Source organism: Phenylobacterium sp. (assembly GCF_030697925.1).
Lineage (GTDB): Bacteria > Pseudomonadota > Alphaproteobacteria > Caulobacterales > Caulobacteraceae > Phenylobacterium.
In genome coordinates this window covers 1-24,507 of record NZ_JAUYOJ010000222.1, presented here as the reverse complement: position 1 = coordinate 24,507, position 24,507 = coordinate 1, and the positions used below count along the sequence as shown (strand labels likewise).

The 24,507-nt window shown below is 68.9% G+C and carries 32 protein-coding genes and 1 pseudogene; 21 read left to right on the top strand and 12 right to left on the bottom strand.

All coding sequences use genetic code 11. The features are described 5' to 3' along the window. From Q8Q88_RS21765 to Q8Q88_RS21725, 9 genes and pseudogenes are all read left to right on the top strand, one after another. Positions 1 to 251, top strand: a pseudogene (locus Q8Q88_RS21765) (tRNA (guanosine(37)-N1)-methyltransferase TrmD); the annotation flags it as partial. A gap of 37 nt (positions 252 to 288) precedes the next feature. Further along, on the top strand, positions 289 to 696 hold the full coding sequence (rplS, locus tag Q8Q88_RS21760; RefSeq protein ID WP_305677279.1) for a 50S ribosomal protein L19: 408 nt from the start codon (positions 289 to 291) through the stop codon (positions 694 to 696). 115 nt (positions 697 to 811) lie between these two features. Next, positions 812 to 1,168: a helix-turn-helix transcriptional regulator gene (locus Q8Q88_RS21755; protein ID WP_305677278.1), complete on the top strand. Its 357-nt coding sequence runs from the start codon at positions 812 to 814 to the stop codon at positions 1,166 to 1,168. Further along, entirely contained in the window at positions 1,165 to 1,608 is a 444-nt protein-coding gene (locus tag Q8Q88_RS21750) for an SRPBCC domain-containing protein (RefSeq protein ID WP_305677277.1), read from the top strand. Before Q8Q88_RS21755 ends, Q8Q88_RS21750 begins: the two co-directional genes overlap by 4 nt. A 161-nt stretch (positions 1,609 to 1,769) precedes the next feature. Beyond that, a complete protein-coding gene (locus Q8Q88_RS21745; RefSeq protein WP_305677276.1) occupies positions 1,770 to 2,372 on the top strand; it encodes a hypothetical protein in 603 nt (200 codons plus the stop codon). Between the two features lie 70 nt (positions 2,373 to 2,442). Next, positions 2,443 to 2,829: a YciI family protein gene (locus Q8Q88_RS21740; protein ID WP_305677275.1), complete on the top strand. Its 387-nt coding sequence runs from the start codon at positions 2,443 to 2,445 to the stop codon at positions 2,827 to 2,829. 199 nt (positions 2,830 to 3,028) lie between these two features. Beyond that, positions 3,029 to 3,535 (top strand): helix-turn-helix domain-containing protein, encoded by a 507-nt coding sequence (locus Q8Q88_RS21735; RefSeq protein ID WP_305677274.1) that lies wholly within the window; start codon positions 3,029 to 3,031, stop codon positions 3,533 to 3,535. Further along, positions 3,532 to 4,098 (top strand): 2-hydroxychromene-2-carboxylate isomerase, encoded by a 567-nt coding sequence (locus Q8Q88_RS21730; protein ID WP_305677273.1) that lies wholly within the window; start codon positions 3,532 to 3,534, stop codon positions 4,096 to 4,098. Before Q8Q88_RS21735 ends, Q8Q88_RS21730 begins: the two co-directional genes overlap by 4 nt. After that, a complete protein-coding gene (locus Q8Q88_RS21725; RefSeq protein WP_305677272.1) occupies positions 4,095 to 4,793 on the top strand; it encodes an SDR family NAD(P)-dependent oxidoreductase in 699 nt (232 codons plus the stop codon). Before Q8Q88_RS21730 ends, Q8Q88_RS21725 begins: the two co-directional genes overlap by 4 nt. A gap of 157 nt (positions 4,794 to 4,950) precedes the next feature. Here the strand turns inward: Q8Q88_RS21725 and Q8Q88_RS21720 are convergent, their stop codons facing one another. After that, positions 4,951 to 5,421: a GFA family protein gene (locus Q8Q88_RS21720; RefSeq protein ID WP_305677271.1), complete on the bottom strand. Its 471-nt coding sequence runs from the start codon at positions 5,419 to 5,421 to the stop codon at positions 4,951 to 4,953. Beyond that, complete coding sequence (locus Q8Q88_RS21715; protein ID WP_305677270.1) at positions 5,418 to 6,332, bottom strand: LysR family transcriptional regulator; 915 nt, start codon at positions 6,330 to 6,332, stop codon at positions 5,418 to 5,420. Before Q8Q88_RS21715 ends, Q8Q88_RS21720 begins: the two co-directional genes overlap by 4 nt. A gap of 81 nt (positions 6,333 to 6,413) precedes the next feature. Between Q8Q88_RS21715 and leuC the strand changes: the two genes are divergently transcribed. From leuC to Q8Q88_RS21690, 5 genes are read left to right on the top strand one after another with little or no spacing between them, the layout of a single operon-like run. Next, on the top strand, positions 6,414 to 7,838 hold the full coding sequence (leuC, locus tag Q8Q88_RS21710; RefSeq protein ID WP_305677269.1) for a 3-isopropylmalate dehydratase large subunit: 1,425 nt from the start codon (positions 6,414 to 6,416) through the stop codon (positions 7,836 to 7,838). 1 nt (position 7,839) lies between these two features. Beyond that, complete coding sequence (locus tag Q8Q88_RS21705) at positions 7,840 to 8,571, top strand: hypothetical protein (RefSeq protein ID WP_305677268.1); 732 nt, start codon at positions 7,840 to 7,842, stop codon at positions 8,569 to 8,571. Beyond that, positions 8,568 to 9,434, top strand: a complete 867-nt coding sequence (locus tag Q8Q88_RS21700; RefSeq protein WP_305677267.1) for a VOC family protein — start codon at positions 8,568 to 8,570, stop codon at positions 9,432 to 9,434. Before Q8Q88_RS21705 ends, Q8Q88_RS21700 begins: the two co-directional genes overlap by 4 nt. Beyond that, a complete protein-coding gene (leuD, locus tag Q8Q88_RS21695) occupies positions 9,431 to 10,042 on the top strand; it encodes a 3-isopropylmalate dehydratase small subunit (protein ID WP_305677266.1) in 612 nt (203 codons plus the stop codon). The genes Q8Q88_RS21700 and leuD overlap by 4 nt, the downstream gene beginning before the upstream one ends. Next, positions 10,039 to 10,341, top strand: a complete 303-nt coding sequence (locus Q8Q88_RS21690; protein WP_305677265.1) for a putative quinol monooxygenase — start codon at positions 10,039 to 10,041, stop codon at positions 10,339 to 10,341. Before leuD ends, Q8Q88_RS21690 begins: the two co-directional genes overlap by 4 nt. Here the strand turns inward: Q8Q88_RS21690 and Q8Q88_RS21685 are convergent. After that, a complete protein-coding gene (locus Q8Q88_RS21685) occupies positions 10,338 to 11,174 on the bottom strand; it encodes a RimK family alpha-L-glutamate ligase (protein ID WP_305677264.1) in 837 nt (278 codons plus the stop codon). The genes Q8Q88_RS21690 and Q8Q88_RS21685 overlap by 4 nt on opposite strands. Positions 11,175 to 11,318: 144 nt before the next feature. On the opposite strand from Q8Q88_RS21685, the gene leuB reads away from it, so the two are divergent. Together leuB and Q8Q88_RS21675 are read left to right on the top strand one after the other, a co-directional pair. Beyond that, positions 11,319 to 12,371, top strand: a complete 1,053-nt coding sequence (gene leuB, locus Q8Q88_RS21680; protein WP_305677263.1) for a 3-isopropylmalate dehydrogenase — start codon at positions 11,319 to 11,321, stop codon at positions 12,369 to 12,371. A 107-nt stretch (positions 12,372 to 12,478) separates the two neighbouring features. Then, positions 12,479 to 12,808, top strand: coding sequence for a DUF6481 family protein (locus Q8Q88_RS21675; RefSeq protein WP_305677262.1), 330 nt, complete (start codon positions 12,479 to 12,481; stop codon positions 12,806 to 12,808). Positions 12,809 to 12,817: 9 nt separating this feature from the next. On the opposite strand, the gene Q8Q88_RS21670 is transcribed toward Q8Q88_RS21675, so the two are convergent. The 3 genes from Q8Q88_RS21670 to Q8Q88_RS21660 form a co-directional block, all read right to left on the bottom strand. Continuing rightward, positions 12,818 to 14,086 carry a sulfatase gene (locus Q8Q88_RS21670; protein ID WP_305677261.1) on the bottom strand — a complete coding sequence of 423 codons (1,269 nt, stop codon included), beginning with the start codon at positions 14,084 to 14,086 and terminating at the stop codon, positions 12,818 to 12,820. 65 nt (positions 14,087 to 14,151) lie between these two features. Continuing rightward, positions 14,152 to 15,069 carry a bifunctional helix-turn-helix transcriptional regulator/GNAT family N-acetyltransferase gene (locus Q8Q88_RS21665; protein ID WP_305677260.1) on the bottom strand — a complete coding sequence of 306 codons (918 nt, stop codon included), beginning with the start codon at positions 15,067 to 15,069 and terminating at the stop codon, positions 14,152 to 14,154. Positions 15,070 to 15,150: 81 nt separating this feature from the next. Next, a complete protein-coding gene (locus tag Q8Q88_RS21660; RefSeq protein ID WP_305677259.1) occupies positions 15,151 to 15,594 on the bottom strand; it encodes a MarR family winged helix-turn-helix transcriptional regulator in 444 nt (147 codons plus the stop codon). A gap of 87 nt (positions 15,595 to 15,681) precedes the next feature. Between Q8Q88_RS21660 and Q8Q88_RS21655 the strand changes: the two genes are divergently transcribed. Next, positions 15,682 to 16,668: a D-2-hydroxyacid dehydrogenase gene (locus Q8Q88_RS21655; protein ID WP_305677258.1), complete on the top strand. Its 987-nt coding sequence runs from the start codon at positions 15,682 to 15,684 to the stop codon at positions 16,666 to 16,668. Here the strand turns inward: Q8Q88_RS21655 and Q8Q88_RS21650 are convergent. Both Q8Q88_RS21650 and Q8Q88_RS21645 read right to left on the bottom strand, forming a co-directional pair. Beyond that, the gene (locus tag Q8Q88_RS21650; protein ID WP_305677257.1) at positions 16,665 to 17,051 is read right to left on the bottom strand and encodes a PaaI family thioesterase; all 387 of its coding nucleotides are present in this window, start codon (positions 17,049 to 17,051) and stop codon (positions 16,665 to 16,667) included. The two genes, Q8Q88_RS21655 and Q8Q88_RS21650, sit on opposite strands and share 4 nt — an antisense overlap. Before the next feature lie 20 nt (positions 17,052 to 17,071). Continuing rightward, positions 17,072 to 17,764, bottom strand: coding sequence for an EF-hand domain-containing protein (locus Q8Q88_RS21645; protein WP_305677256.1), 693 nt, complete (start codon positions 17,762 to 17,764; stop codon positions 17,072 to 17,074). A 155-nt stretch (positions 17,765 to 17,919) separates the two neighbouring features. On the opposite strand from Q8Q88_RS21645, the gene Q8Q88_RS21640 reads away from it, so the two are divergent. Further along, positions 17,920 to 18,951 carry an aspartate-semialdehyde dehydrogenase gene (locus Q8Q88_RS21640; RefSeq protein ID WP_305677255.1) on the top strand — a complete coding sequence of 344 codons (1,032 nt, stop codon included), beginning with the start codon at positions 17,920 to 17,922 and terminating at the stop codon, positions 18,949 to 18,951. Here Q8Q88_RS21640 and Q8Q88_RS21635 read toward each other — a convergent pair. Next, positions 18,948 to 19,262: a helix-turn-helix domain-containing protein gene (locus Q8Q88_RS21635; RefSeq protein ID WP_305677254.1), complete on the bottom strand. Its 315-nt coding sequence runs from the start codon at positions 19,260 to 19,262 to the stop codon at positions 18,948 to 18,950. The two genes, Q8Q88_RS21640 and Q8Q88_RS21635, sit on opposite strands and share 4 nt — an antisense overlap. Before the next feature lie 56 nt (positions 19,263 to 19,318). Between Q8Q88_RS21635 and Q8Q88_RS21630 the strand changes: the two genes are divergently transcribed. Genes Q8Q88_RS21630 through Q8Q88_RS21620 form a run of 3 tightly spaced genes read left to right on the top strand, consistent with a single transcriptional unit; the run spans position 19,319 to position 21,910 of the window. Continuing rightward, complete coding sequence (locus tag Q8Q88_RS21630) at positions 19,319 to 19,855, top strand: carboxymuconolactone decarboxylase family protein (RefSeq protein ID WP_305677253.1); 537 nt, start codon at positions 19,319 to 19,321, stop codon at positions 19,853 to 19,855. Between the two features lie 19 nt (positions 19,856 to 19,874). Beyond that, positions 19,875 to 20,771: an EamA family transporter RarD gene (gene rarD / locus Q8Q88_RS21625; protein WP_305677252.1), complete on the top strand. Its 897-nt coding sequence runs from the start codon at positions 19,875 to 19,877 to the stop codon at positions 20,769 to 20,771. A gap of 59 nt (positions 20,772 to 20,830) precedes the next feature. Further along, complete coding sequence (locus tag Q8Q88_RS21620; protein WP_305677251.1) at positions 20,831 to 21,910, top strand: MBL fold metallo-hydrolase; 1,080 nt, start codon at positions 20,831 to 20,833, stop codon at positions 21,908 to 21,910. A gap of 10 nt (positions 21,911 to 21,920) precedes the next feature. On the opposite strand, the gene Q8Q88_RS21615 is transcribed toward Q8Q88_RS21620, so the two are convergent. From Q8Q88_RS21615 to Q8Q88_RS21605, 3 genes are all read right to left on the bottom strand, one after another. Then, a complete protein-coding gene (locus Q8Q88_RS21615; protein WP_305677250.1) occupies positions 21,921 to 23,045 on the bottom strand; it encodes a serine hydrolase domain-containing protein in 1,125 nt (374 codons plus the stop codon). 12 nt (positions 23,046 to 23,057) lie between these two features. Beyond that, positions 23,058 to 23,906 (bottom strand): PfkB family carbohydrate kinase, encoded by an 849-nt coding sequence (locus Q8Q88_RS21610; protein ID WP_305677249.1) that lies wholly within the window; start codon positions 23,904 to 23,906, stop codon positions 23,058 to 23,060. A gap of 19 nt (positions 23,907 to 23,925) precedes the next feature. Next, on the bottom strand, positions 23,926 to 24,507 hold a 582-nt coding region (locus Q8Q88_RS21605), incomplete at its 5' end, for an adenosylhomocysteinase (protein ID WP_305677248.1).

The following is a 24,507-nucleotide window of genomic DNA, read 5'->3' as shown; positions in this document are numbered from 1 at the left end:
CGATCGAAGCGTGCGTAAGGCTCGTGCCCGGCGTCCTCGGCCAGGCGGAGAGCTTGAGTGAAGAGAGTTTCGAGGACGGGCTCCTGGAGCATCCGCAGTACACGCGACCGCGGACGTTCGAAGGGCTCGACATTCCCGATGTGCTGCTTTCAGGCCACCACGCCGAGGTTCGGAAGTGGCGGCAGGCCCAGCGGGAAGAGACCACGCGGGAACGGCGTCCGGACCTCTGGGCGCGGCGTCCCGCCAAATAACAGGCAAAGGGCGATCAAGCCCGAAAGGATCAGACCGATGAACATCATTCAGCAGCTCGAAAAAGAAGAGCGCGACCGCCTGCTGGCCACCCGCGCCATTCCGGACTTCCAGCCGGGCGACACCGTCCGGGTCAATGTGAAGATCAAGGAAGGCGAGCGCGAGCGCGTCCAGGCCTACGAAGGCGTCTGCATCGCCCGTCAGGGCGGCGGCATCAACGAGAGCTTCACCGTCCGCAAGATCTCCTTCGGCGAGGGCGTGGAACGGGTGTTCCCGATCCACTCGCCGAACATCGACTCCATCGAGGTGAAGCGTCGTGGCGTCGTCCGTCGCGCCAAGCTCTATTACCTGCGCGACCGTCGCGGGAAGTCGGCCCGGATCGCCGAGCGCCAAATGGGCGCCAAGGTCGACAAGGCCGAAGCGGCTGTGGAAGCCGCCGAAGACTAGACCCTTCGGATCCTACGATCTTCCAGCGGCGGCCGTGGCGACACGGCCGCCGCTTTCGTTTCCGCTCGGCGCGGGTCCTATTGACAAGGCCCAACTGATCTTATCAGTTCTCCACATGTTGAACTATCAACATCGAGACCTTGACCGCGTCTTCGCCGCCCTGGTCGATCCCACGCGGCGGGCGATCCTGACGCGGCTTGAGCAAAGCGAACCTCTCTCGATCACGGCGCTCGCCGAGCCGTTTCCCATCAAGCTCCCGGCGGTGATGAAGCACCTCGATGTGTTGTCGGAGGCCGGTCTGATCTCGCGCTCCAAGCAGGGGCGCACGGTGGCGGTCCGCCTTTCGCCCGAGCCGCTTCGCGAGGCGCGCGACTGGTTGAGCCGATATGAGCGGTTCTGGTCGCCGGCCCTGGACCGCCTCACGGCATACGCGGAATCCAAGGAGGCCTTGGCCAGGGTCGAAGGCGAATGACCACCAGCCTGACCCTGGTGCGGCGTATTCGCGCCCGCCCCGCCATCGTCTTCGACGCCCTGACGACAGCCGAAGGCGTCGGCGCGTGGTGGGGACCTGACGACCTGCCTGTGATCCTGGCCGAGGTCGACGCCCGGGTCGGCGGGTCGTTCCGCGTCCGCTTCCAGACGCTGGACGGGCAGGAGCACGAGGTCTGCGGGGAATATCTGGAAGTCGTCCCGCCGCACCGCGTCGCCATGACCTGGCGCTATGTTTTCGGCGGCGAGCCCGAGGAGTTTGGGCGCGTGTCGCGCATCGAATGCGACCTGGCGCCTATCGCGGGGGGGACCGAACTCACCTTCACCCACGCCGGCCTCAGGAATGAAGCCTCGCTTGCGAGCCATGAGCAGGGCTGGACCGGATCGATGACCAAGCTCGTTGGCCGGCTCGGCCAGCTTTGATGGCGCTCCATCTCAACCATCCTACGGGGATATTGAAGACGATGCGGACAATTGGTTCTCGGGCTCGCGCGGCGACCGCCAGCGCGGTCCTCATCCTGGCGGGCGCGCCTTCCGCCGGCGGGCTCGCCCATGCCCAATCCAAGGCGGGCCCCTACCCCGCGATGGCCCCGCTCAGCGCCTATCGGACCCAGAGCCGGGCCGAAGAGATCGCCATGGCGCGCAGCGCCGCGCCGGCGTCGGTCTCCGACAAGGCCGAGGTGCTGGTGCTGGGCGACAAGGGCTATGAGACCGCGGCCAAGGGGTCGAACGGGTTCACCTGCATCGTCCAGCGGTCCTGGGCCAACGACTTTGGCGCCGCCGAGTTCTGGAACCCAAAGGCCCGAGCGCCGATCTGCTTCAATCCCGCCTCGGCTCGCACCGTGCTGCCGACCTATCTGATGCGCACGGCCTGGGTGCTGTCGGGGATATCGGTCGAGGAGATGGCGTCCAAGACCAAGGACGCACTGGCCAGCGGCGCCATCCCGCCGCCCGAGCCGGGGGCCATGTGCTACATGATGTCGAAGCATGGCTACACTGACGACGCCGCCGCCGGACCTTGGCGCGCCCACCTGATGTTCTACGTGCCCCGCGCCCAGCCCGAGACTTGGGGTGCGAACCTCCCAGGCAGCCCGGTTATCGGCGGCGCCAGCAGCGTCGAGCCGCTGTCGGTCTTTATCGTGCCGGTGCCGAATTGGTCGGACGGGTCGCCGGACCACGGGCACTGAGCCAAGCACCACGGCATGGCGCACCCTGAGCCCGGGAAGCCGGGCTCCTTTCCAACACAAAGGATATCGAATGAGGTTTCTCTGCCTCGGCTACTACGATGCGGCCAAGATGGACGCGCTCCCCAGACCCGAGATCGACGCCATCATGGCGCAGTGCCGCCCGCACCTCGATGATCTCCACGCGACCGGACAGGTGCTCGTCGACCTCGGTCTCGAGGTCGAAACCAGATCCGTCCGCAGGGTGGATGGCGTCGCGCGCGTCACCCAGGGCCGCGTGATCGAGTCCCAAGCGCTCATCGGAAACGCCTTCGTCATCGAGGCCCGCGACTTTGAAGAGGCCATCGCCGTAGCCTCCAAACACCCCAGCACTCAGGTGTCCGCCGGCGAACAGTTCGGCTGGGCGGTCGAGATTCGCCCCATTCACACCTACCGCGCCCAGACGACCGCCGGCCGCTAAAGGCCCGAGCCAACGCGCGCGCTCGCCCGCACATGCGGCGGGTGAAAAAGCCTGCTTGCCATCACGTCGAAAATAGTCACTCTTATTATTATAGTTACTAGCGAGCTGTCTATGAATCCCGAAGATTCTCCCCCTATCCGCGCGCCAGATGCGCCGATCGGCGCCTCCGGGCGCTGCCCTCCCCGCTGAGACACCCCCCATGCGCGCCAAGTCCTTTTCCGGAATGACCTGCTCCATCGCCGGGGCCATGGAGGCCATCGGCGACAAGTGGGGCATGCTGCTGCTGCGCGACCTGCTGCTGGGCGTTTCGCGCTACGACGAGCTGCAGATTTCCACCGGCATGCCCACGACCACCCTGGCCGAGCGGCTGAAGCGCCTGGAGGCCGCCGGCATCGTCGAGCGCCGCGCCTACCGGCAGCGGCCCCCGCGGTTTGAATACCTGCTCACCCCCAGAGGCCGTGACCTCTGGAAGGTGACCACCGCCCTGCGCGAATGGGGCGACCGCTGGGATACGAACGGGCTCGGCGCCCCGACCGTGGTCCTGGTCGACCGCGAGACCGGCCACCCCCTGGAACTCGCCCTGGTCGACTCCGAGACCGGCGCGCCGGTCCCCCGCCCCCGCGCCGAGCTTCGCCCCGGCCCCGGCGCCGACGATCTGGTCCGCGCCCGCTTCGCCCAGTCCCCTCGCAAGGAGCCCGCGCCATGAGCGCCACCCTGTTCTTCTTCGACTTCCGCAGTCCCTACAGCTACCTGGCGCACAGCCAGTTCCCCGGCCTGCCCGGCGAGATCGTCTTCAAACCCATGGACGTCCTCGAGGTGATGAAGCGGGTGGGCAATGTGCCCACCACAATCATCTGCAAGCCCAAGCAGGCCTATGCCCGCGCCGACCTGGGTCGCTGGGCCGCGCTCTACGGCGTGCCCCTGTCGCCCAACCCCGCCATGAGCCAGATCGACGGCCGGCGGCTGCTGCGCGCCGTGATCGCCGCCGGTCCGAAGGCGGCCGACGCCGTGGCGCGAGTCTTCCCCGCCATGTGGGCCGGCGACGCGGCCCTGGCCACCGCCGAGGACCTCGCCGCCCTGCTGGACGGCCTGGGCGTCACCCCCGCCATGATCGAGAGCCCGGCCGCCGAGGCCGCCCTGAACGCCAATGTCGCCGAGGCCGAGGCCCGCGGGGTGTTCGGCGCGCCCACCTTCATGGTCGGCGAGCAGATGTTCTTCGGCAACGACCGCCTCGATTTCCTCCGCCAAGCCCTGAAGGTCGCCGCATGAAGCCGCTCGCCATCGTCACCGGGGTCGGCCCCGGAACCGGCGCCGCCATCGCCCGCCGCTTCGCCCAGGGCGGCTACCGCGTCGCCATGCTGGCCCGCACCGTCGAGCGGCTGACGGCATTGGAGGCCGAGCTGGAGGACAGCCTCGCCGTTCCCTGCGACGTCTCCGATCCGGCCGCCCTCACCGCCGCCGTGACCGATCTGATGGACCGCTTCGGGGCGCCCAAGGCCGTGGTGCACAACGCCGTCGGCGGCGCCTTCGGGACCTTCCGGGACATCGACCCCAAGGTCCTGGAGACCAATTTCCAGGTCAATGTCATGGCCCTGCTGCACCTGGCGCGGCTGACGACGCCCGCCATGATCGAGGCCGGGGGCGGATCGCTGATCGTCACCGGCAACACCTCGGCCCAGCGCGGCAAGGCCGGCTTCGCGGGGTTCGCCCCCACCAAGGCCGCTCAGCGCATCCTGGCCGAATCCATCGCCCGCGACGTAGGCCCCAAGGGGGTGCACGTGGCCTATCTGGTGATCGACGCGGTGATCGACGTGCCCTGGACCCGCGAGCGGTTCAAGGACGCCCCGGACGACCACTTCATCGCCCCGGCCGACATCGCCGGCGAGGTCTTCCACCTCAGCCAGCAGCCGCGGAGCGCCTGGAGCTTCCTGGCCGAGGTGCGGCCGTTCGCGGAGACCTGGTAGGGCGCCAAGCCCCACCCAATTTCGTCATCCCCGGGCTTGTCCCGGGGACCCATATACGCGAGCCGTCGAGGGCAAATCACCGACTTCGGAGTCTATGGGTGGCCGGCACAAGGCCGGCCATGACGAGCCGGGGGACGGTTGGCACGAGGCCCGCGAGCTAACCTTCGCAAATCTCCCGCCAGCGACGCGCCACCGGCATGATGTCCTCGGGAACCGTCTCATAGAGCAGCGTGCCCTCCGGAAAGCCGAGCCAGGGCGCCTTGCTGCGCAGGTAGTAGGCCGCCGCCGGCTGCACCCAGCCGGCCTCGTCGAGGGTGCCGGCTCGCACCGTCACTGTCTGCGGGCCCCAATAGGGCTCGCTGTAGAGCCGCACCCCGCAATGGGCACAGATGTTCTGCGGAATCTCGTTCCCAGCCTCTGACCTCCGGATCCAGGTGGCGACTTCGCCCTTGGTAATTCTGAAATGCTCGCGCATCACCGCCATGGCCAGGCTAAAGCCCGATCCGGTCAGGGTCTGGCAGTCGTTGCAGCAGCAAGCGAAGGTAACGGGTGGCGTCGCCAGGACTTCATAGCGCACGGCGCCGCAGGCGCAGCCGCCGGTCACCGGGAAGCTCGGCAGCCGGCTCATACTGAAGGCCTCGGGTCGACCTCGCGGTTGGCCTCCGTGGAGAAGGCGCTGAGGCCCTCCACCAGGTGATCGAACATCAGCCGCATGCGTTTGCTGCCCTTCAGGTTCTCATGCATGGCGATCCAGATCTCGAGCTTGAAGGCGAAGGTCCCGGGCAGGACCTGGACGAGGCCGCCCATCCGGCCGAGCCGGTGCTGGCAGACCCCGATCCCGTAGCCGGCCCGCAGGAAGGCCAACTGAGCGTTGTCGTTGTCGCTGCGTAGGGCGAACATCTCGCGGCTGATCGGGCGGCCGATGTCTAGTCCCCCGGGCACGGTCACGTCGCGCTTGTCGTAGCCGATGAGGGTGTGGGCATCGAGGTCATCGAGCGACTTGGGGACCCCGCACCGCTCCAGATAGTCGGCGGTGGCGTAGAAGCCGAAATGCAGTTCGCCCACCCGGCGCGCGACCAGCGTGTTCTGCGTCGGACGGGCCATGCGCACGGCGATGTCCGCGTCGCGCCGCGACAGGTCCTCGTTGCGGTTGGTCAACACCAGTTCGAGATCGATGGTCGGATGGGCGATGCGGAACTCGGTGAGGATCCGCGGCATGGCCTCCACGCCCATGATCTCGCTGGCCGTGACCCGCACCGTGCCGCCCACCCCGTCGGCGCCCGAGGCGTCGCGCAGGGCCGCCGCGGCGGCCGACGACATGTCCTCCAGGTGGGGCCGAAGCTCATTGGCCAGGTCGGTGGCGATCAGGCCCCGCGGACTGCGCAGGAACAGCGGCGCGCCCAGCCGCCGTTCCAGCTCGTCGATGTGACGGCCAAGGGTCGGCTGGGTCAGCCCGCGCGCGCGGGCCGCTGCGGAGAGCGAGCCGGCCTCAAGGACGGAGTGCAGGGTCTGGAACAGGTCCCAGTCGGTTGATGCCATGCCCGCATGAATAACCGATCCGGCTCGCTCGGCAATTGCCGCTGCTGGACTTTGGGCGCCTCACGGAACTAGATGCCGCTCATGGTTGGAAAGACGCTTTACGACAAGATCTGGGACTCTCACGTGGTCGACGAGACCGACGGCGAGGCGATCCTCTATATCGATCTGCACCTGATCCACGAGGTGACCACCCCGCAAGCCTTCGCAGGCCTGCGCGCGGCCCACCGTCCGGTGCGCCGGCCCGACCGCACCCTGGCGGTCGCCGACCACAATATCCCGACCGAAGGCCAGGGCCTGGGCGTCGACGCCGTGGCCGATGAGGAAGCCCGTCTGCAGCTTCAGACGCTCTATCGGAACGTCAAGGACAACGGCATCGAGTTTTTCCCGATGGGCGACATCCGCAACGGGATCGTCCACGTGGTGGGTCCCGAGCAGGGCCGCACCCAACCGGGCATGACCATTGTCTGCGGCGACAGCCACACCTCCACCCACGGCGCCTTCGGGGCGCTGGCCCAGGGGATCGGCACATCGGAGGTCGAGCATGTGCTGGCCACCCAGACCCTGCGCCAGAAGAAGTCGAAGAACCTGCGGGTGACCATCGACGGGACCCCGGCGCCCGGCGTCGGCGCGAAAGACTTCGCTTTGGCGGTCATCGGCGCGATCGGCACCGCCGGCGGCACCGGCTCGGTCATCGAGTTCGCCGGCGAGGCCATTCGCGGGCTGTCGATGGAAGGCCGCATGACGCTCTGCAACCTGACCATCGAGGGCGGCGCCCGCGCCGGACTGGTGGCCCCGGACCAGAAGACCTTTGACTACATCATGGGCCGCCCGGCCGCGCCCAAGGGCGGCGCCTGGGAGATGGCGCTGTCCTACTGGAAGACGCTCTATACCGACGACGACGCGGTGTTCGACCGCGAAGTGCGGCTGGACGCGGGCAAGATCGCCCCCCTGGTCACCTGGGGCACCAGCCCCGAGGACGTCATCGCCGTGACCGACGCGGTCCCCGCGCCCGAGAGCTTCGCCAGCCCCGACAAGCGCGCCTCGGCCGAACGGGCGCTGGACTATATGGGCCTGGCCGCCGGCCAGCCGATCAGCGACGCCAAGATCGATGTGGTGTTCATCGGCTCGTGCACCAACAGCCGCATCGAGGACCTGCGCGCCGCCGCGGCGATCGTGCAGCACGCCTTCCTCCACGGCCGCCTGGTGGCGCCGCACGTCCGCGCCATGGTGGTGCCGGGCTCCGGCCTGGTGAAGGCCCAGGCCGAGGAAGAAGGCCTCGACGCCATCTTCAAGGCCGCGGGCTTCGACTGGCGCGAGCCGGGCTGCTCCATGTGCCTGGGCATGAACCCCGACCGCCTGGCGCCGGGCGAACGCTGCGCCTCGACCTCCAACCGCAATTTCGAGGGCCGTCAGGGCCGGGGCGGACGCACCCACCTGATGAGCCCGGCCATGGCCGCCGCCGCCGCCATCGCCGGCCATATCGTCGACGTCCGGGAGTTCCTCTGACATGGATCCGCGAGCCCGGTTTCTGCTCTGGTTCGGACTTCCGGTGCTCAGCGCGGGCCTCGGCGCGGCCATCGCCATCCTCACCGGGATCGTCGAGGGCTTCGACGTCGGCGGCTTGCGGCTGACGCCGCTGCTCGCCGTTGGGCTCTATGTGGCCGGCGCGGGCCTGGTCGCGGTGATCGTCCGCATGCGTCAGAGTCAGCTGGCCCTGGGCGAGCGCGAGCGGTTCGAACGCCCCCTGGAGGCGGCGCTGGTGGCCATGTGCGCGCCGTTCATCATCGCCGGGCTGTGGGCGTTCGGCGCGAACCTGTTCAACGACTTCGGCAGCGTGAAGAAGGCGAGCGGCGAGATCGAGCGGGTGGAGGCCATCGGCGGCCTGCGCGCCCGCTACGCGCTCACACTCGACAACGCCGTCCAGCCCTATGTCCTGCCCTGCTACGGCCGGCCCAATTGTGGCCAGGCCGTCCCCCTGATGCGGCTGCCGAAGGGCGCGAAGGCCGACCTATACCTCTCGCGCAACGAGGTCATCGGCATGACCGTCAACGGCAAGAACGTGTTGAAGCCCTTCGGCCAGCGCGCCTGGCGGATCGTGGTCGACGGTGCGCTCCTGGTGCTGATGATCCTCTACACCACCGCCTTCCTATATGCGGCGGCCAGCCTTCTGTGGCCGGACGACGAGGAAGAGGAAGAGAACGAGGCCGCCTACGGCGGCTATCCGGGACCCAACAGGTGATCACCGGCCTCGACCATATCGCACTCGCGGTCACCGATCTCGACGCCGCGGTCGCCGGCTACACCGCCCTGCTGGGCCGTTCGCCCAACTGGATCGGCGGCGACGGCGGCGCGCGCCACGCCTGGTTCCAGCTCGGCAACATGGCGCTGGACGTGATATCGCCGGCCGGTGAAGGCGCCTTCGGCGGCGTCATCGCCCGGCACATCGAGACCCATGGCGAGGGGATCTGGGCCATGGCCTTCACGGTGGCGGACGCTGAGGCCGCCCACGCCCTGGTTACCCGGCGCGGGATCGGGGCGGTGAAGCCGCACTCCACCCGCTCGACCCATGACGACGGCCGCAAGCGCTACTGGACGAACTTCTCACTCGACGCCGCCGACACCGGCGGCCTGAACATCCTGCTGGTGGGTCCGGCTCGGGACGGTTCGACCTGGCCGCTGTCGGAGTCGGTAGGTGACGAGGCCGCCGCTTCGCCACTGCTCGACCACGTGGTGGTCCACACCGCCAATCCGGAGCGCGCCGTCGCGGTCTATGCCGGCCGGCTGGGCCTCGACCTGCGGCTCGACCGCTCCAACCCCGACTGGGGCGTTCGCCAGCTCTTCTTCCGCGCCGGGTCCGCCGTGGTGGAGATGGGCGCCAGCCTCAAGGCTCCGGTCTCCGACGCTCCCGACCGCTGCGGCGGCCTGGCCTGGCGGGTGACCGACGCCGACGCCGCCCAGGCTCGCATCGCCGCCGCCGGCTTCGACGTCTCCGAGGTCCGCGCCGGCCGCAAGCCGGGCACCAAGGTGTTCACCGTCCGCTCGGGCGTGCCGGCCGCCCCCGCCCTGATGATCCAGCAAAACGCCGAGACGACCGACCGATGAAAGCCTTCACCCGCCTCGACGCCAAGATCGCCCCCCTGCCCCTGGCCAATATCGACACCGACCAGATCATCCCGAAACAGTTCCTCAAGACCGTGGAGCGCGAGGGGTTGAGCAAAGGCCTGTTCTACGACCTGCGCTTCGACGAGCAGGGCCGCGAGAAGCCGGACTTCGTCCTCAACCGCCCTGAGTACAAGGGCGCGGGCGTGCTGGTGGCCGGCGACAATTTCGGCTGCGGCTCGTCGCGCGAGCACGCCCCCTGGGCCCTGATGGACTTCGGGATCGACTGCGTGATCTCGTCCAGCTTCGCCGACATCTTCTACAACAACTGCTTCCAGAACGGCCTGCTGCCCGTGGTGCTCAAGCCCGACGAGGTCCAGGACCTGATGGAGGAGGCCAAGGGCGGCAACCACATGGTCACGGTGGACCTGCAGCAGCAGACGGTGATCTCCCCTTCGGGCAAGACCTTCGCCTTCCAGATCGATCCGCAGCGCAAGGAGAAGATGCTGAAGGGCCTCGACGCCATCGGCGAGACCCTCCAGAAGGCGCCCTCCATCGACGTCTATGAAGGCCGGCGCGCCATCAGCCAGCCCTGGCTGGAAAAGGCATGAGCGTCATCATCGCCGGCACGGTCCGGATCCCGTCGGAGAACCTGGAGCGGTTCAGGCCGCACATGCTGGCCATGCTGGCCGCCAGCCGCGCCGAGGACGGCTGCCTTGAATATTCCTACGCCCAGGACGTGGCCGACCCCGGCCTGGTGCGGGTCTACGAGGCCTGGCGCGACCAGGCCTGCCTCGACGCCCACTTCCAGACGCCGCACATGGCGACCTGGCGGAGCTACTGGCCGGAGTTCGGCGTCTCCGACCGCCGGCTCACCCTCTATGAGACGGCCTCCGAGCGCGCGCTTTAGCCCAGCAGCAGGCCGGCCAGGCGCTCGGCCGAGCCGGGGGCCAGGCCCATCAGCAGGTTGGGCTCAATGACTTCCAGCTCCATCAGCAGCGGGCCCTTGGCCGAAGGCACGATGTCCACCCGCGCATAGGCCACGGGCTCGCCGACGGCCTCCAGCACCCGGCGGCCGAAGCCGAGCTCCTCGGCGCTCGGCCGATGCAGGACCGAGGCGGAATAGTCGATGCCGAAGGCCGACTTCAGGAAAGCGTGGCTGAAACTTCCGCCCAGGAAGACCAGGGAGCGCTCGCGCTCGGTCTCCACCGCGGCGAGATAGGGCTGGATCATGGCCTCGCGGGTTTCCGTCAGCCCCGCCAGATGGGCGGTCGCCTCGCCGGGGATCTGGCCCGCGGCGAAACGCTTGGTTCCGAAAGCGCCGCCGGAGATGGTCGGCTTGACCACCAGCTCGTCCCAGCCCCGGTCCGAGCAAAGGGCGGCGAGGTCCACGGTCTCGCCCTGGCGGACGAAGACGGTGGGGACTACGGCGACGCCGCGGGCCTCCAGATCGGCCAGGTAGCGCTTGTCCATGTTCCAGCGCAGCACCCGGTGGGCGTTGACCAGCCGGGTCTGTGACGCGGCCAGGTCCAGCCAGGCGGCGAATTCCGCGATCCGATGGAAGTAGTCCCAGGTCGAGCGGATCACGCTCACCGGCGCGGCCGACCAGTCGACCGCCGGGTCGCTCCAAACCGCGAACCGCACCCGCGCGCCGGTGGCGCTCAGGGCCTGGGCCAGGAGTTGATCGTCGGTCCCGCCGTCCGGCAGGGTTTCATAGGTGACCAGGGTCACATCGAAGGACATCGGCGAGCCTCATTGATATAATGATATAAGCATATCTTTATATGATTAACGGTCAAGCCGTGTTGTCTCGTCGGGCTTCCCGTCGGCCCTTCCATCCCCTAGGACGTCGCCTCGCAACGCGACCGCCAGACAAGGGCCCTCCTCATGACCGACCTGCTTCTCCTGCCCGGCGATGGCATCGGCCCCGAAGTGACCGCCCAGGTGCGGCGCGTGGCCGAGGCGCTCACGCCGGAACTCGTGATTGAGGAGCGGTTGTTCGGCGGCTGCAGCTATGACGCCCACGGCGTCCCGCTCACCGACGAGGCGCTCGCCGCGGCCAAGGCGGCAAAGGCCGTGCTGATGGGCGCCGTGGGCGGTCCGAAGTGGGCCGGGACCCCGCGCGACAAGCGTCCCGAGGCCGGGCTGCTCAACCTGCGCGCCGGCATGGAGGTGTTCGCCAACCTGCGCCCGGCCCTGTGCTTCAACGCCCTGGCCGACGCCTCGACCCTCAAGCGCGAGGTGGTCGAGGGCCTGGACATGATGATCGTCCGCGAGCTGACCGGCGGCATCTATTTCGGCTCGCCGCGCTTCATCGAGGACCTCCCCGGCGGCGGCAAGCGCGCCGTCGACACCCAGGTCTACACCACCATGGAGATCGAGCGGGTCGCCCGGGTGGCCTTCGAGCTGGCCCGCGGCCGCCGCAACAAGGTCCACTCGGCGGAGAAGTCCAATGTGATGGATTCCGGCCTGCTGTGGCGCGAGGTGGTCACCGACCTGCACAGGCGCGAATTCGGCGATGTGCAGCTGGAGCACATCCTGGCCGACAACGCGGCCATGCAGATCGTCAAGAACCCCAAGCAGTTCGACGTCATGGTCACCGACAACCTGTTCGGCGACATCCTCTCGGACGCCGCGGCCCAGCTCACCGGTTCGCTCGGCATGCTGCCCTCGGCGGCGCTCGGCCTGCCCGGCAAACCCGGCCTCTATGAGCCCATCCACGGCTCGGCGCCCGACATCGCCGGTCAGAACCTGGCCAACCCCTTGGCCGCCATCCTATCCTTCGAGATGGCCCTGCGCTGGTCGCTCGGCCGCGCCGAGGCCGCCGACCGGCTCTATGCGGCGGTGGTGAAGGCCCTGGAGGCCGGCGCCCGCACCCGCGACCTGGGCGGCGCTCTCACCACCACCGAGATGGGCGACGCGGTGCTGGCGGCGCTCTAGATCAGCCTTATGACGACTTGCATCGGCGCCACACGGCGGCGCGCGACGACGGAACGCACCCGGCAGCGGTTGCAATTTCGCGCCGAATGTCACATGTCAGCGCCCGCATGAGAGACTTGAAGAACAACCGTTTCGACGAACGCGCCGCCGCCTCCCTCGAGGCCAAGAAGGCCCTCCTGGCGAAGATGAAGGTCAAGCCGACCGTCACCGCCCCCGTCGCCCCCGACCGCGCCGCCCAAAAGGCCGCCGAACTGGCCGAACTGCGCGCCAAACGCGAGGCCGAACGTTCAGAGAAGCGCCGGATCGCCGCCGAGGCCGAGGCCCGCAAGGCCGTGATCGAGGCCTTCGTCAGCGAGTCCCGCGATCTGGAGACGCGCGCCGCCCATAAGGCCGCTCTCGACGCCCGCTACGCGGCCCGCAAGCAGAAGCGTCGCTAGGCTCCTGACCTAGTCGGGGTGGTCGGCCGCCGAGGCCGGCGCCACGTGCGGCGGGAAGGCCTTGGCCAGCGGCTCATAGCGGGCCCTGGCCGCCTCCAGCCGTGCGCGCATCTCCACGGCCGCTTCGGGGAAGTTCAGCGCCACGCTGTAGTTCTCACCGGGATCGACATCCATGTCGAACAGCAGCGGATAGCGGTCCAGCGGGACGTCGTGGGTCCGGTAATAGGACCGCGCCACATACTTCCAGCGCGCAGTGCGCACGGCCGCCACATGGGCGTTGTCGAACAGCACGATCTCCTCGTGCGGCGAGGCCGCGCCGGCCGTCAGCACGCCCGAGATATCCCGCCCGTCCAGTTCGCGATCGCCCACCGGCGCCCGCCCGGCCATAGCCAGCAAGGTCGGCAGCAGGTCGAGATTGCTGGAGAGCGCCGAGCTGACGGCGCCTGCCGGCAGGGTTCCGGGCTGGCGGGCGATAAACGGGACCCGGAAGCCGCCGTCCCAGGCGCCGCCGCCCTTGCGGTCGCGGAACGGTCCCGACGAGCCCTCGAACCAGGGGCCGTTGTCGGAGGTGAAGACCACCATCGTGTCCTCGTCGAGCCCGAGCGCCTTCAGGCGGTCCAGCAGGCGCCCGACATTGAGGTCGATCTCCTCGACCACCTCGCCATAGGCGCCGCCCGGCGAGCCGGTCAGGTCGTCGGGATTGGGCCTCAGGGGAATGTGCGGCGCGGTGAGCGCCAGCAGGACGAAGAATGGCGTCTCGCGGTTCTGCTCCACGAAGGCGGTGGCCTGGCCGAAGAACCATTCGGTGAGCTTTGCGAAGTCGGCCTTGCTCTCGGTCATGGGTGACGTGGCGTTGTCAAACAGCGCCAGCAGTTTCATATCGTGGCTATAGGGCAGGCCGTAGAAGCGGTCGAAGCCGTAGACCATGGGCGGCCAATGCGGCGCGGCGTGCCCCAGGTGCCACTTCCCGATCAGGGCGCTGACGTAGCCCTCGCCCAGGGCCTTGGGGATGGTGAGCGCGTCCACCGGCAGGCCGGTGGTGTCGGCCGGCTGGATCACCTCGTGGGCCAGGCCGTTGCGGATGGCGTACTGGCCGGTCAGCAGCCCCGCCCGCGACGGCGTGCAGACATTGGCCGAGGCGTAGAAGTCGGTGAGCCGCACCCCCTGCGCCGCCATGCGGTCCAGGTTGGGCGTGCGGATCACCGTGCCGCCGTCGCAGCCGAGATCGCCGTAGCCGAGGTCGTCGGCCAGGATGACGATGAAGTTGGGCGGCCTCATGAGCGGGATCCTCTAGAGTGGGACCGCCACCTCGCCCGCTCGACGCCGGGGCCGTCAAGCCTCCCCTACAGCTTCAGCACCCAGGTCTCGCCGATCAGGTCGACGCCGATCGTGTTGTGCGGCGTGGAATCCACCAGCTCGAAGCCGGCGGCGGCGTAGATGCCCCGCGCGGCGGTGAGGATGCTCTGGGTCCACAGCGTGATCTCGCCATAACCGGCCTGCCGCGCGAAGGCGACGCACTCGGCCACCAGGCGCTTGCCGAGACCCAGCCCCCGGGCGGACGGCTCCACCAGCAGCAGGCGCAGCTTGGCCTGGTCGCCGTCGCCCTTGACCAGCAAGACCGAGCCGACGATCTCGCCGCCCCGCTCGGCGATCCAGCACCGCTCGCGCGCCGGGTCGAAGTTCTCGATGAAGTCGGCTGCGATTCTGGCCACCAAGGCCTCGAAGGCGTCGCCCCAACCATATCCGCGGGCATAGAAGATCGCGTGGCGCCAGGTCACCCAGCCCATGTCGCCGACCCGATGGGGCCGCAGGATCACCTCGCCGGGCGGCGGGGCGCCCAGCAGGCCCTCGATCTCGCGCATGGCGTCGACCAGCCGCGCCCGCTCCGGGGTGGCCAGGCCGCCGAGGATCCCTTCGACCGCCCCCTCCGCCGTCTGGCGCAGGCCGTTATAGGCCGCGATGCCAGCCGAGGTCAGCCAGATGGAGACGCTGCGGCCATCCTTGCGCGAGGTTTCGCGGACCATCAGTCCCTCCCCCTCGAACCGCTTGAGGATGCGGCTGAGATAGCCGGCGTCCAGGCCGGAGGCGGCGGCCAGGGCCTTGGGGGTCACGCCGGTGGGCGACTGGGCGACCTCGTACAGCACCCGGCCCTCGGCCAGGCTGTAGGGCGATCCCAGATGCGCCTCGTCCAGGGCGCCGATCCGGCGGGTGTAGAAACGGTTGAACCGGCGCACGGCCGGGACCGGGTCCTGAAGCAGCATGGCGGGCCTCCCGCCGACAGTTCGCCCGAGTTAATTGACAGAGTCAACTATCCTTCGACAAGGTCCACAAACCCTTACGGGCTAGGGCTTGGCCGTGGCCGTCGCGCGCTTGCGCAGCAGGCTCAGCAGCTCGCCGCCGATCTCCAGCCAGGTCGGCGACAGACCCGCGCCCAAGCTCTCCGCCCAGGCGGCACGGCGCCTTTCCGCCTCCGCATGAGCCGTCGATCCGGCCTCCGTGAGGCGCGCCAGCTTGGCGCGGGCGTGACCGGGATTGTCCTGGAAGGCGACGAAACCGGCGGTCGCCAGATCGTCGGTCAGCCGCTGCACGCCCTGCCGGGCGACGCCGAGGACGCGGGCCAGTTGGGACACCGTCCGCGGCCCATCCTGCTCCGCCAGAGCCGCCAGGACGCGCGCCCGGGCGTGGCTGAGGCCGAGATCTGACAACAACTTGTCGTCCGCACTGACCAGGGCGTCGTGGGCCCGATGAGTGGCCGCGATGAGGCGCGAGACGGGATCGTTCAGCATGATGATGCGAGGCTGCGCGCACGACATAACGTTGTCAAATAGGTTCGCGCTTGGCTTCCGCGACGGGCGGTCGATACGATCGAAGCCATGCAAGCCTTCCTATTCCGCGCAGCCTACGACCGCATCGCCGATCGGCTGCCCGCCGTCGCACCCGATCTCGATGTGGTGGTGTTGGAGCCCGATGGCGCCCTCAGCCTCAACGGCGCGGCCTTCGACCCGGCCGATCTCAAGCCCGAGGTCTGGTGGCTGAGCCTGGAAGCCTTCGGCCCCCAGCGCCGGGAGTATTTCGGCCGGCTGCGCGACAGCGCCGACGCCCGCTGGGTGCAGACGGTGTTCGCCGGCGTCGAGCATCCCAGCTTCAAGCCCCTGGCCCGCGACGGCCTGAGGGTGACCAATTCCAGCGCCCAAGCCCCGGCCATCGCCGAATATGTGGTGATCCATGCGCTGAGCCTGCTGCATCCCATCGACGCCCAGGCCCGCCGCCAGGCGGCCCATGACTGGAAGCCGGTGGACTTTCGCGAGGTGGGCCAGAGCCGCTGGCTGATCGTCGGCTTCGGCAATATCGGCCGCGAGATCGCCGCCCGCGCCAAGGCCTTTGGAGCCCACGTCGAGGCGGTGCGCCGCTCGCCCGGCGCCGAGGGCCTGGCCGACGCGGTGTCGACGATCGCCGACCTGCCGTCGCGCCTGTCCCAGGCCGATGTCGTGGTCCTGGCCTGCGCGCTCAACGACGAGACCCGCGACCTGGCGAACGCCAGCTTCTTCGCCGCCATGAAGCCGGGCTCGATCCTGATCAATATCGGCCGCGGCGGACTGCTGGACGAGGACGCCCTGCGCGCCGGTCTCGACGCCGATAAGCCCGGCCATGCGGTGCTGGACGTCTTCAAGACCGAGCCCCTGCCCGCGGACTCCTGGATTTGGGACCACCCGAAAATCCGCGTCACCCCCCACGCCTCCAACCGCGGCGCACTCACGAGCGCGCGGGGCGAAGCGCTGTTCCTGGAGAATCTAGGCCGCTACGTCCGCGGCGAGCCGCTGCTGAACCCGGTCAAACCGGCGGACATCGGGGTCGGCTAGTCGGCGATCGTCATCTGGGTCTGCAGGACCAGGCACAGCAGCTTGCCGTCGACGTTGGTGATCCTCGTCTGCCAGACGCTGGAGCGGCGGCCGATATGCAGGGGCGTAGCCTCGCCCTGCACCGAGGTCCCGACCTTGGCGGAGCCCAGGAAGTTGGTCTTGGACTCGAGCGTCGTGGTCCGCGCGCCGGGAGCCAGGTTCATGACCCCGCCGATGGCGCCGAGCGCATCGGCGAAGGCCATATAGGCCCCGCCGTGCAGGATGCCGTCGGCGGTGCAGAGGTCCTCGCGGACCGTCAGCCGGCCGACCACCCTCGCCTTCGTACGTTCCACGATCTCCACCCCCATGAGGTTGGAGAACGGCATGCCGGTGTCCGCGGTCATCGCGCGCTCCTGGGCCGAGGTCAGCCGTTAGCGGAGGGCTCCTGAAGCGGCGGGTCAATGACCTCGTCGGTAACGGGGACGACCGGCGGGTTCTCGGCGAGTTCGACCGGCGGAGGCGTCTCCTCCACGACAGGCGGAGCAGGCGGTTCCACGACCGGCGGGGGTGGCGTGGCGCCGAGCGCCAGGGCCAGCTCGGCCACGGTGACCTTGCCATCCCCGTCGCCGTCCAGGCGGTCGAAGGCGCGCTCGGCGTGAGCGGCGCGGCCCTTGGCCTGGCCGGACTTGCCCGGCAGGGCGTCCTTCAGTTCGTCGAGGCTGAAGGCGCCGTCGTCGTCGCCGTCGACGGCCGCAACCAGCTTCTCGGCGAGGCTCTCGGGGGTGGGGACGGTCTGGTTCTTGATCAGGGCGTCCAGGGTCTTGGGACCGAAGCGGCGGCCAGCGGGAGGCTCGGCCGACATGGCCGCGGGCTCGGCCGAAGTCGCCTGGGCGGCAAGAATCGCCTGGGCGGGGCGACCATTCTTGCCGTGCCCGCCCTTTTCCAGCTTGGCGAGCTCGGCGACGCTTAGAGCGCCGTCCCCGTTGGTGTCCAGCTTGGCCGCGATCCGTTGCTGGGCAACGGCTGTAGGATCCCCGCTCTTGGCCGGCTTGCGGTCCGGGAGGGGCGCGATCTGCGCCATGGCGAGCTTTCCGTGCGAGAGGCCGTTGACGGACATGGCTGTCCTCCGGTTGATGTCGCCAACTCCGACGCAACCGCCGTGCCAAGCGGAGACGGGCGCACTATCTAAGCCCTTGGAAGCCTTCGTCTTGCGCCCGGGAACCACAGGGCGTAACGGGACGCTCCGCGACAAGTCATCTAGAGGAGACCGCCATGGGCTATCGGGTAGCCGTGGTCGGCGCCACGGGCAATGTGGGCCGCGAGATGTTGAACATCCTCGAGGAAGTGAACTTCCCCGTCGACAAGATCCACGCGATCGCCAGCCGCAAGTCCATCGGGGTCGAGGTCTCCTTCGGCGACAAGATCGTCAAATGCGAGGACGTCGAGCAGTTCGATTTCACCACTGTCGACCTGGTGCTGATGAGCGTCTCGGGCACGTTCTCGAAGGAATGGGCGCCGAAGATCGGCGCCCAGGGCCCCATCGTCATCGACAATTCCTCGGCCTGGCGGATGGACCCCGACGTGCCGCTGATCGTCCCGGAAGTGAACCCGGACGATGTCAGCTATGCCGCCAAGAAGAACATCATCGCCAACCCCAATTGCTCGACGGCCCAGCTGGTCGTGGCGCTGAAGCCCCTGCACGACCGGGCCCGTATCAAGCGGGTGGTGGTCTCGACCTACCAGTCGGTCTCCGGCGCGGGCAAGGAAGGCATGGACGAGCTGTGGGACCAGACCAAGGGCATCTTCGTCCTGGGCGCGCCCGAGCCCAAGAAGTTCCCCAAGCAGATCGCCTTCAACGTCATCCCCTTCATCGGCGCGTTCAACGAGGACGGCTACACCGACGAAGAGGCCAAGATGTGGATGGAGACCCACAAGATGATCGACCCGTCGATCAAGCTGACGGTCACCTGCGTCCGCGTGCCGGTGATGGTCGGCCACTCCGAGGCCGTGAACATCGAGTTCCATGACCCCATTGACGAGGACGAGGCCCGCGACCTGCTGCGCGAGAGCCCGGGCGTCATCGTCATCGATCAGCGGCACGACAAGGGCTACATGACCCCCAAGGAGGCCCAGGGCGAGTTCCCGGTCTTCATCAGCCGCATCCGCAACGACACCACGGTCGAACACGGGCTGAACATGTGGGTCGTGGCCGACAACCTGCGCAAGGGCGCGGCGCTCAACGCGGTGCAGATCGCCGAGCTGCTGCACGAGCGCGGCCTGATCAAGATGAAGGCGATCGCCTAGGCCCAGTCGGCAGCCCAGTCCGTCAGCGGCTTCAGCGCGGCCAGGAGTTCCCGGCCGCGCGGAGTCAGGGCGTAGCCCTCGTCCGCGCCCACCACGCCCGCCTCCCGCAACTCCTTCAGCCGCGCGTTGAGCGTGCCGGGCGGCAGCTCGGCGGCGACGCTCAGCGCGCGGAAGGTCAGGGCATCGCCGCGCAGCTCCCACAGGATGCGCAGGGCCCCACGCCGGCCCAGCAGGTCCAGCGCCGCCATGATCGGCCGGCCAGTGGACGAGCCGCGCACCTTGCGGCCCGGCGCGGGTGCTACAGTTTTCATAGCAATTGGATCTCCGCTGCGCTACAGTCCCTGTAGCAAGCATCGGGAGTCCCGTCATGCCACGTATCGCGCCCGCCGCCGAACCCTTCCCCGAAGCCGTCCAACGCCGACTGGCCAAGCTGACACCGCTCAACGGCCAGCACCTGCTGCTGTTCCGCACCCTGGCCCGCGACGAGCGGCTGTTCGCCCGCTTCATGGACGGCGGCCTGCTGGATCGCGGCCACCTCTCCTTGCGGGAGCGGGAGCTCACCATCCTGCGAGTCTGCGCGCTCAACCGGTCGGACTACGAGTGGGGCGTCCACGTGGCCTATTTCGCCGAACGGGCCGGCTTCACCCAGGCCGAAGTGGCCGCCACGGCCGCGCCTTTCGAGGCCCATCCCTGGACCGGCCGCGACGCCCTGATCCTGCGCCTCTGCGACGCCCTGCAGGACCGCTGCGAGCTGGCCGACGATTTGTGGTCCGAAACCCGCCGAATATTCTCGGAAATGGCCTTGCTGGAAATCCTGATGCTCATAGGTAAGTACCGTCAGGTCTGCATCCTCACCAACGCCCTGCGGCTGGAACGGGAGGCCGACACGCCCCGCCTTCCCTGAGCCCCCAGAAAGTCTCGCCTTGGCCAAGACGCCCGCCAACACCGCGCTCACGGCGGGCATCGCCTGCTACCTGATCTGGGGATTCGTCCCCCTGGCCATCCAGGTGATCGGCGCCTTCGGGGTGGGGTCGTGGGAAATCCTGGCCCACCGCATCGTCTGGAGCGCGCCGACCGCGCTGATCTTCGTGCTGCTGGCCCACCAGTGGCGCCAGGTGGTCGCCGTCTTCCGTCAGCCCAAGGTGCTGGCTTGGCTCGCCCTCTCGTCGGCCCTGGTGACCGCCAACTGGATCGTGTTCATCTGGGCGGTAAACTCCGGCCGAGTGCTGGAAACCAGCCTCGGTTACTACATCAATCCGTTGGTCAACATGGCCTGCGGGGCGCTGCTGTTCCGCGAACGGATCGACAGGATCGGCAAGGCCGCCATCGCCCTGGCCGTTGTCGGCGTGACCGTCCAGGCCTTCGCCCTGGGTCACCTGCCGCTGGTCTCGCTGGCGCTGGCCTTCTCGTTCGGCGGCTACGGCGTGGTGCGCAAACAGGTGGCCGCCGACGCCCAGACCGGCCTTTTCATCGAATGCCTGATCCTGGGCCTGCCCAGCCTCGCCTTCATCCTGTGGCGGGAGCAGCAGGGCGGCGGGCACTTCCTCGGAAACCCCGCGACCACCGCCTGGCTGCTGGCCTCGGGGCCGATCACCGCCGTGCCACTGGTGCTGTTCTCCTGGGCGGCGCGACGCCTGCCGCTGTCGGCCATCGGCTTCCTGCAGTTCATCGCCCCCACCATCAGCTTCGCCATCGGGGTCGCCCAGGGCGAGGCCTTCACGCCGTTGCGGGCGCTCTCCTTTGTGTTCATCTGGGGCGGGGCGTCGGTGTTCGCCTATGGCGCATGGCGCCGCGCGCGGGCGCTCAGCGCGGTCGCATGACGAAGGCTTAACTAGGCCGCCGCGCCAGGACGGGCTTAGCCTCGGCGCGGGAGGCTGGCATGATCCGAACCATCCTGATGCTCTGCGTCCTGGCCCTGGCGAGCCCGGGCCTGGCCGCGCCCCTGACACCGGCCCAGGTCTTCGCCCGCCAGACCTACGCTGTCGCCCCCCACATCTGGCTGATCGCTAAGCCCGCGGTCACCGACCCGCCCTTCGAGGGCAATGTGGTGGTGATCGAACAGGCCAGGGGCCTGGTGGTGGTCGACGCCGGCGGGGCGCCGGTCTCGGGCCAGGCCGTGGTGGCCGAGATCCGCAAGCTGACGGGCAAGCCGGTGACCTGGCTGGTCTACACCCACTATCATGGCGACCATAACCTGGGGGCCGGCGCCATCCGCGCCGCCTGGCCGGGCGTCCAGATCGTCTCCAGCACCCGCACCCGGGAGAACATGACCGGGCCGCCCATGGCCTATGTGGCCACCTATGCGAAGTCCTATGGCGACATGGCCGCCTTCGCCGCCGCCCGGGCCGAAGACGCCAAGCTGCCCCAGGCCCTGCGCGACGGCTGGCGGCGCACGGCGCAGGCGGGCCCGGCCATGGTCGAGGCCTATTCCGACCTCAAGCCCCATCCCGCCGACCTCACCTTCGAGAGCCGCATCAATCTCGCCGACGAGATCGCGCCGGTGGAGATCGCCTATCTCGGCCGCGCCAACACAGACGGTGACGTAGTGGTCTGGGCGCCGAGGCAGCGGGTGCTGGCCGCCGGCGACATCGTGGTCGCCCCGATCCCCTACGCCGCCCATACCTTTCCGGGCGACTGGGTCGAGGTGCTGCGCAAGCTGAAGGCCTACGACTTCAAGGTCCTGGTCCCCGGCCACGGGGCGCCCCAGACCGATCGGGCCTATCTCGACCGGCTGATCGCCGCCCTGGAGCGCGTCCGCGCCCAGGTCGCGCTCCTGGCCAAGGCCGGCGTACCTCTGGAAGAGGTGCGCAAACGCCTCGACCTTGAGCCGATCCGCAAGGCCTTCGCGGGCGACGATCCCTGGCTGCGTTTCGTGCTGGCCGTGGTGTTCACCGGCGACCTGATCTCCAATGCCTATAAGGAGGCGCGGGGCGAAACCGTGGTCCAGGGGAAGGGATGACAGCGCACTGTCAAAGTGCCCGGTAGGCCGCTTCGATCAGCCGCTTGGGGCGGCCGTCGCCCAGCAGGTCGGTGGACTGCTTATTCATCACATAGGCGCCCGCCAGCTTCGCCTTCGGATCGGCGAAGGCGCAGGAACCACCCCAGCCGGAGTGGCCGAAGGTTTCCTCGCCCGGTCCCCAGACCTTGACCGGCGCATTGCGCATGAAGCCCGCCCCCCAGCTCATCTCGAAGGGCAGGACCAGATCCTGGCCGCGGACGCGTTCGCGCGCCGCCTCGGCGATCAGGGCGGGCGACAGGATCACCTCGCCGTCGAGCCAGCCGTCATTGGCCAGCGCCCCCATCAACCGCGCCAGCGCCGGCGCGGTGGCGTGACCGTTGGCCGACGGGATCTCGATCCGACGCCATTCGGCCTGGCCGCGGCCGGCCGGCGAGGACCAGGGGGTGAGGAAGGCGGCGCGGGTGGCCTCGTTCACCTCGCCGAAGTTCGGGAGGCCGCTCGGCCGTTGCAGGTCGGCGGCGCGATCGTGCTCGGAATCGGGCAGGCCGATCCAGACGTCCAGGCCGAAGGGCTCGGCCAGGTCCTGGCGCAAGGCCGCGCCCATGGTTCGGCCGTCGACCCGCCGGAAGATCTCGCCCGCCAGATAGCCGAAGGTGATCGGGTGGTAGCCGCTGGCGGTTCCAGGGGGCCAGAGCGGCGCCATGGCGGCGAGCCGGGCGCAGATGGCGTCCCAGTCGAACCAGAGGGCCGGGTCCATCTCGTCCGGGAAGCCAGAGAGGCCCTCCTGGTGGCTCATGACCTGTTCGACGGTGATGGCGGCCTTACCCGCCTGGGCGAACGCCGGCCACACCTCGGCGACGGGCTGGTCGTACCAGAGCTTGCCGGCGTCCACGAGGCGGGCGATCAGCAGGGCGGCCACCGCCTTGGTGGTGGAGAACACCGGCGTCAGGGTCTTCTCGTCAAAGGGCTTCGTGCGCTTGCGGTCGGCGTGGCCGGCCCAGAGATCGACCACGGTCTCGCCGGCCCTGACCAGGGTGAAGCGCGCGCCCAGCTCCTGGCCGGATTCGAAATTGGCGGCGAAGGCGTCGCGCACGGCGTCGAAGCCGTCCGTTGCGTAGCCGTGAATTTCAACCATGGGCGCTCCGCGTCAGACGAGGGGTTCTATACGCAGGTCCGCCTGCGGGCGCATCAGCCGCGCGCCCAGGGCGACGATGGGCAGTTCGACCGCGCCCCAGTCCCGCGCGGCCTCCACCGCCATGGCCGCGGCGCGGGCGGCGCGCTCGGCGGCGGCGGGGCCCGGGAGCCCTTCGACCAGACCGGCGGCGAACAGGGCCGTCACCAGGTCGCCGGTCCCATTGGGCACGCCGTCGCGGCGCGCGTGGGCGAACAGGGTCGATCCCGCAGGCTCGCTGAAGACCATGGCGATCTCGCCCTCGCCGGCCGGGACGGAGGTGACCAGGGCGCGCTTGCCGAGCGCCCGCACCGCCTCGATCGCGCCGGCCGCATCGGCGATCTCGCGGCCGGTGAGATGGGAGAGCTCCCAGAGGTTGGGCGTGATCCAGTCGGCCAGGGGAACAAGGTCTTCGGCCACTGCCTTGGCGACCTCCGGTTTCACATAGAGGCCCTTGGTCATGTCCCCAAGAACGGGGTCGACCACCACGATGGGCGTCGGCCGATAGGCGCCGGCGCGGCCTGCGGCGCGGACCCGGGCGATGGTCTCGCAAGCGAGCGCCACCTGCTCCGGGCTGGAGAAATGGCCGGAGATCACCAGGTCGGCCAGGCCGAACAGGCCCTCGGCTTCCACACCGTTCAGCAGGTCGTGGAAGAGGTCGGGCTCCACCGCCTTGCCCCGGCCACCCTTGGCGGGGCTGCGGCCGAACAGGACGGTGGGGACCAGCACCGGATCGATCCCGCAGGCGCAGAGCGCGAATTGCTGCGCCCCGCCGCCGATCCGGTCGGCGGCGACATAGGAGGAGAGGATCAGCGCGAGCGGCATCCTCTCCCCTTACATCATCCTAGTAGCGGTAGTGATCCGGCTTGAACGGGCCGGTTTCCGGCACGCCGATATAGTCGGCCTGTTCCTTGGAGAGCTTGGTCAGCTTCGCGCCCAGCTTGCCGAGGTGCAGCATGGCCACCTTCTCGTCGAGGTGCTTGGGCAGGGTGTAGACCTTGGTCTCGTACTTGGTCGCGTTGGTCCAGAGCTCGATCTGGGCCAGGGTCTGGTTGGTGAAGCTGGCGCTCATCACGAAGCTGGGGTGGCCGGTGGCGTTGCCCAGGTTCACCAGGCGGCCCTCGGACAGGACGATGATCTTCTTGCCGTCCGGGAATTCCACGTGGTGGACCTGCGGCTTGATCTCGTCCCACTTGAAGTTCTTCAGGCCGGCGATCTGAATTTCAGAATCGAAGTGGCCGATATTGGCGACGATGGCGTTGTTCTTCATCCGACGCATGTGGTCGACGGTGAGCACGTCCTTGTTGCCGGTGGCGGTGACGAAGATGTCGGCCTTGTCGGCCACGTCGTCCATGGTTTGGACCTCGTAGCCCTCCATGGCCGCCTGCAGGGCGCAGATCGGGTCGATCTCGGTGACGATGACCCG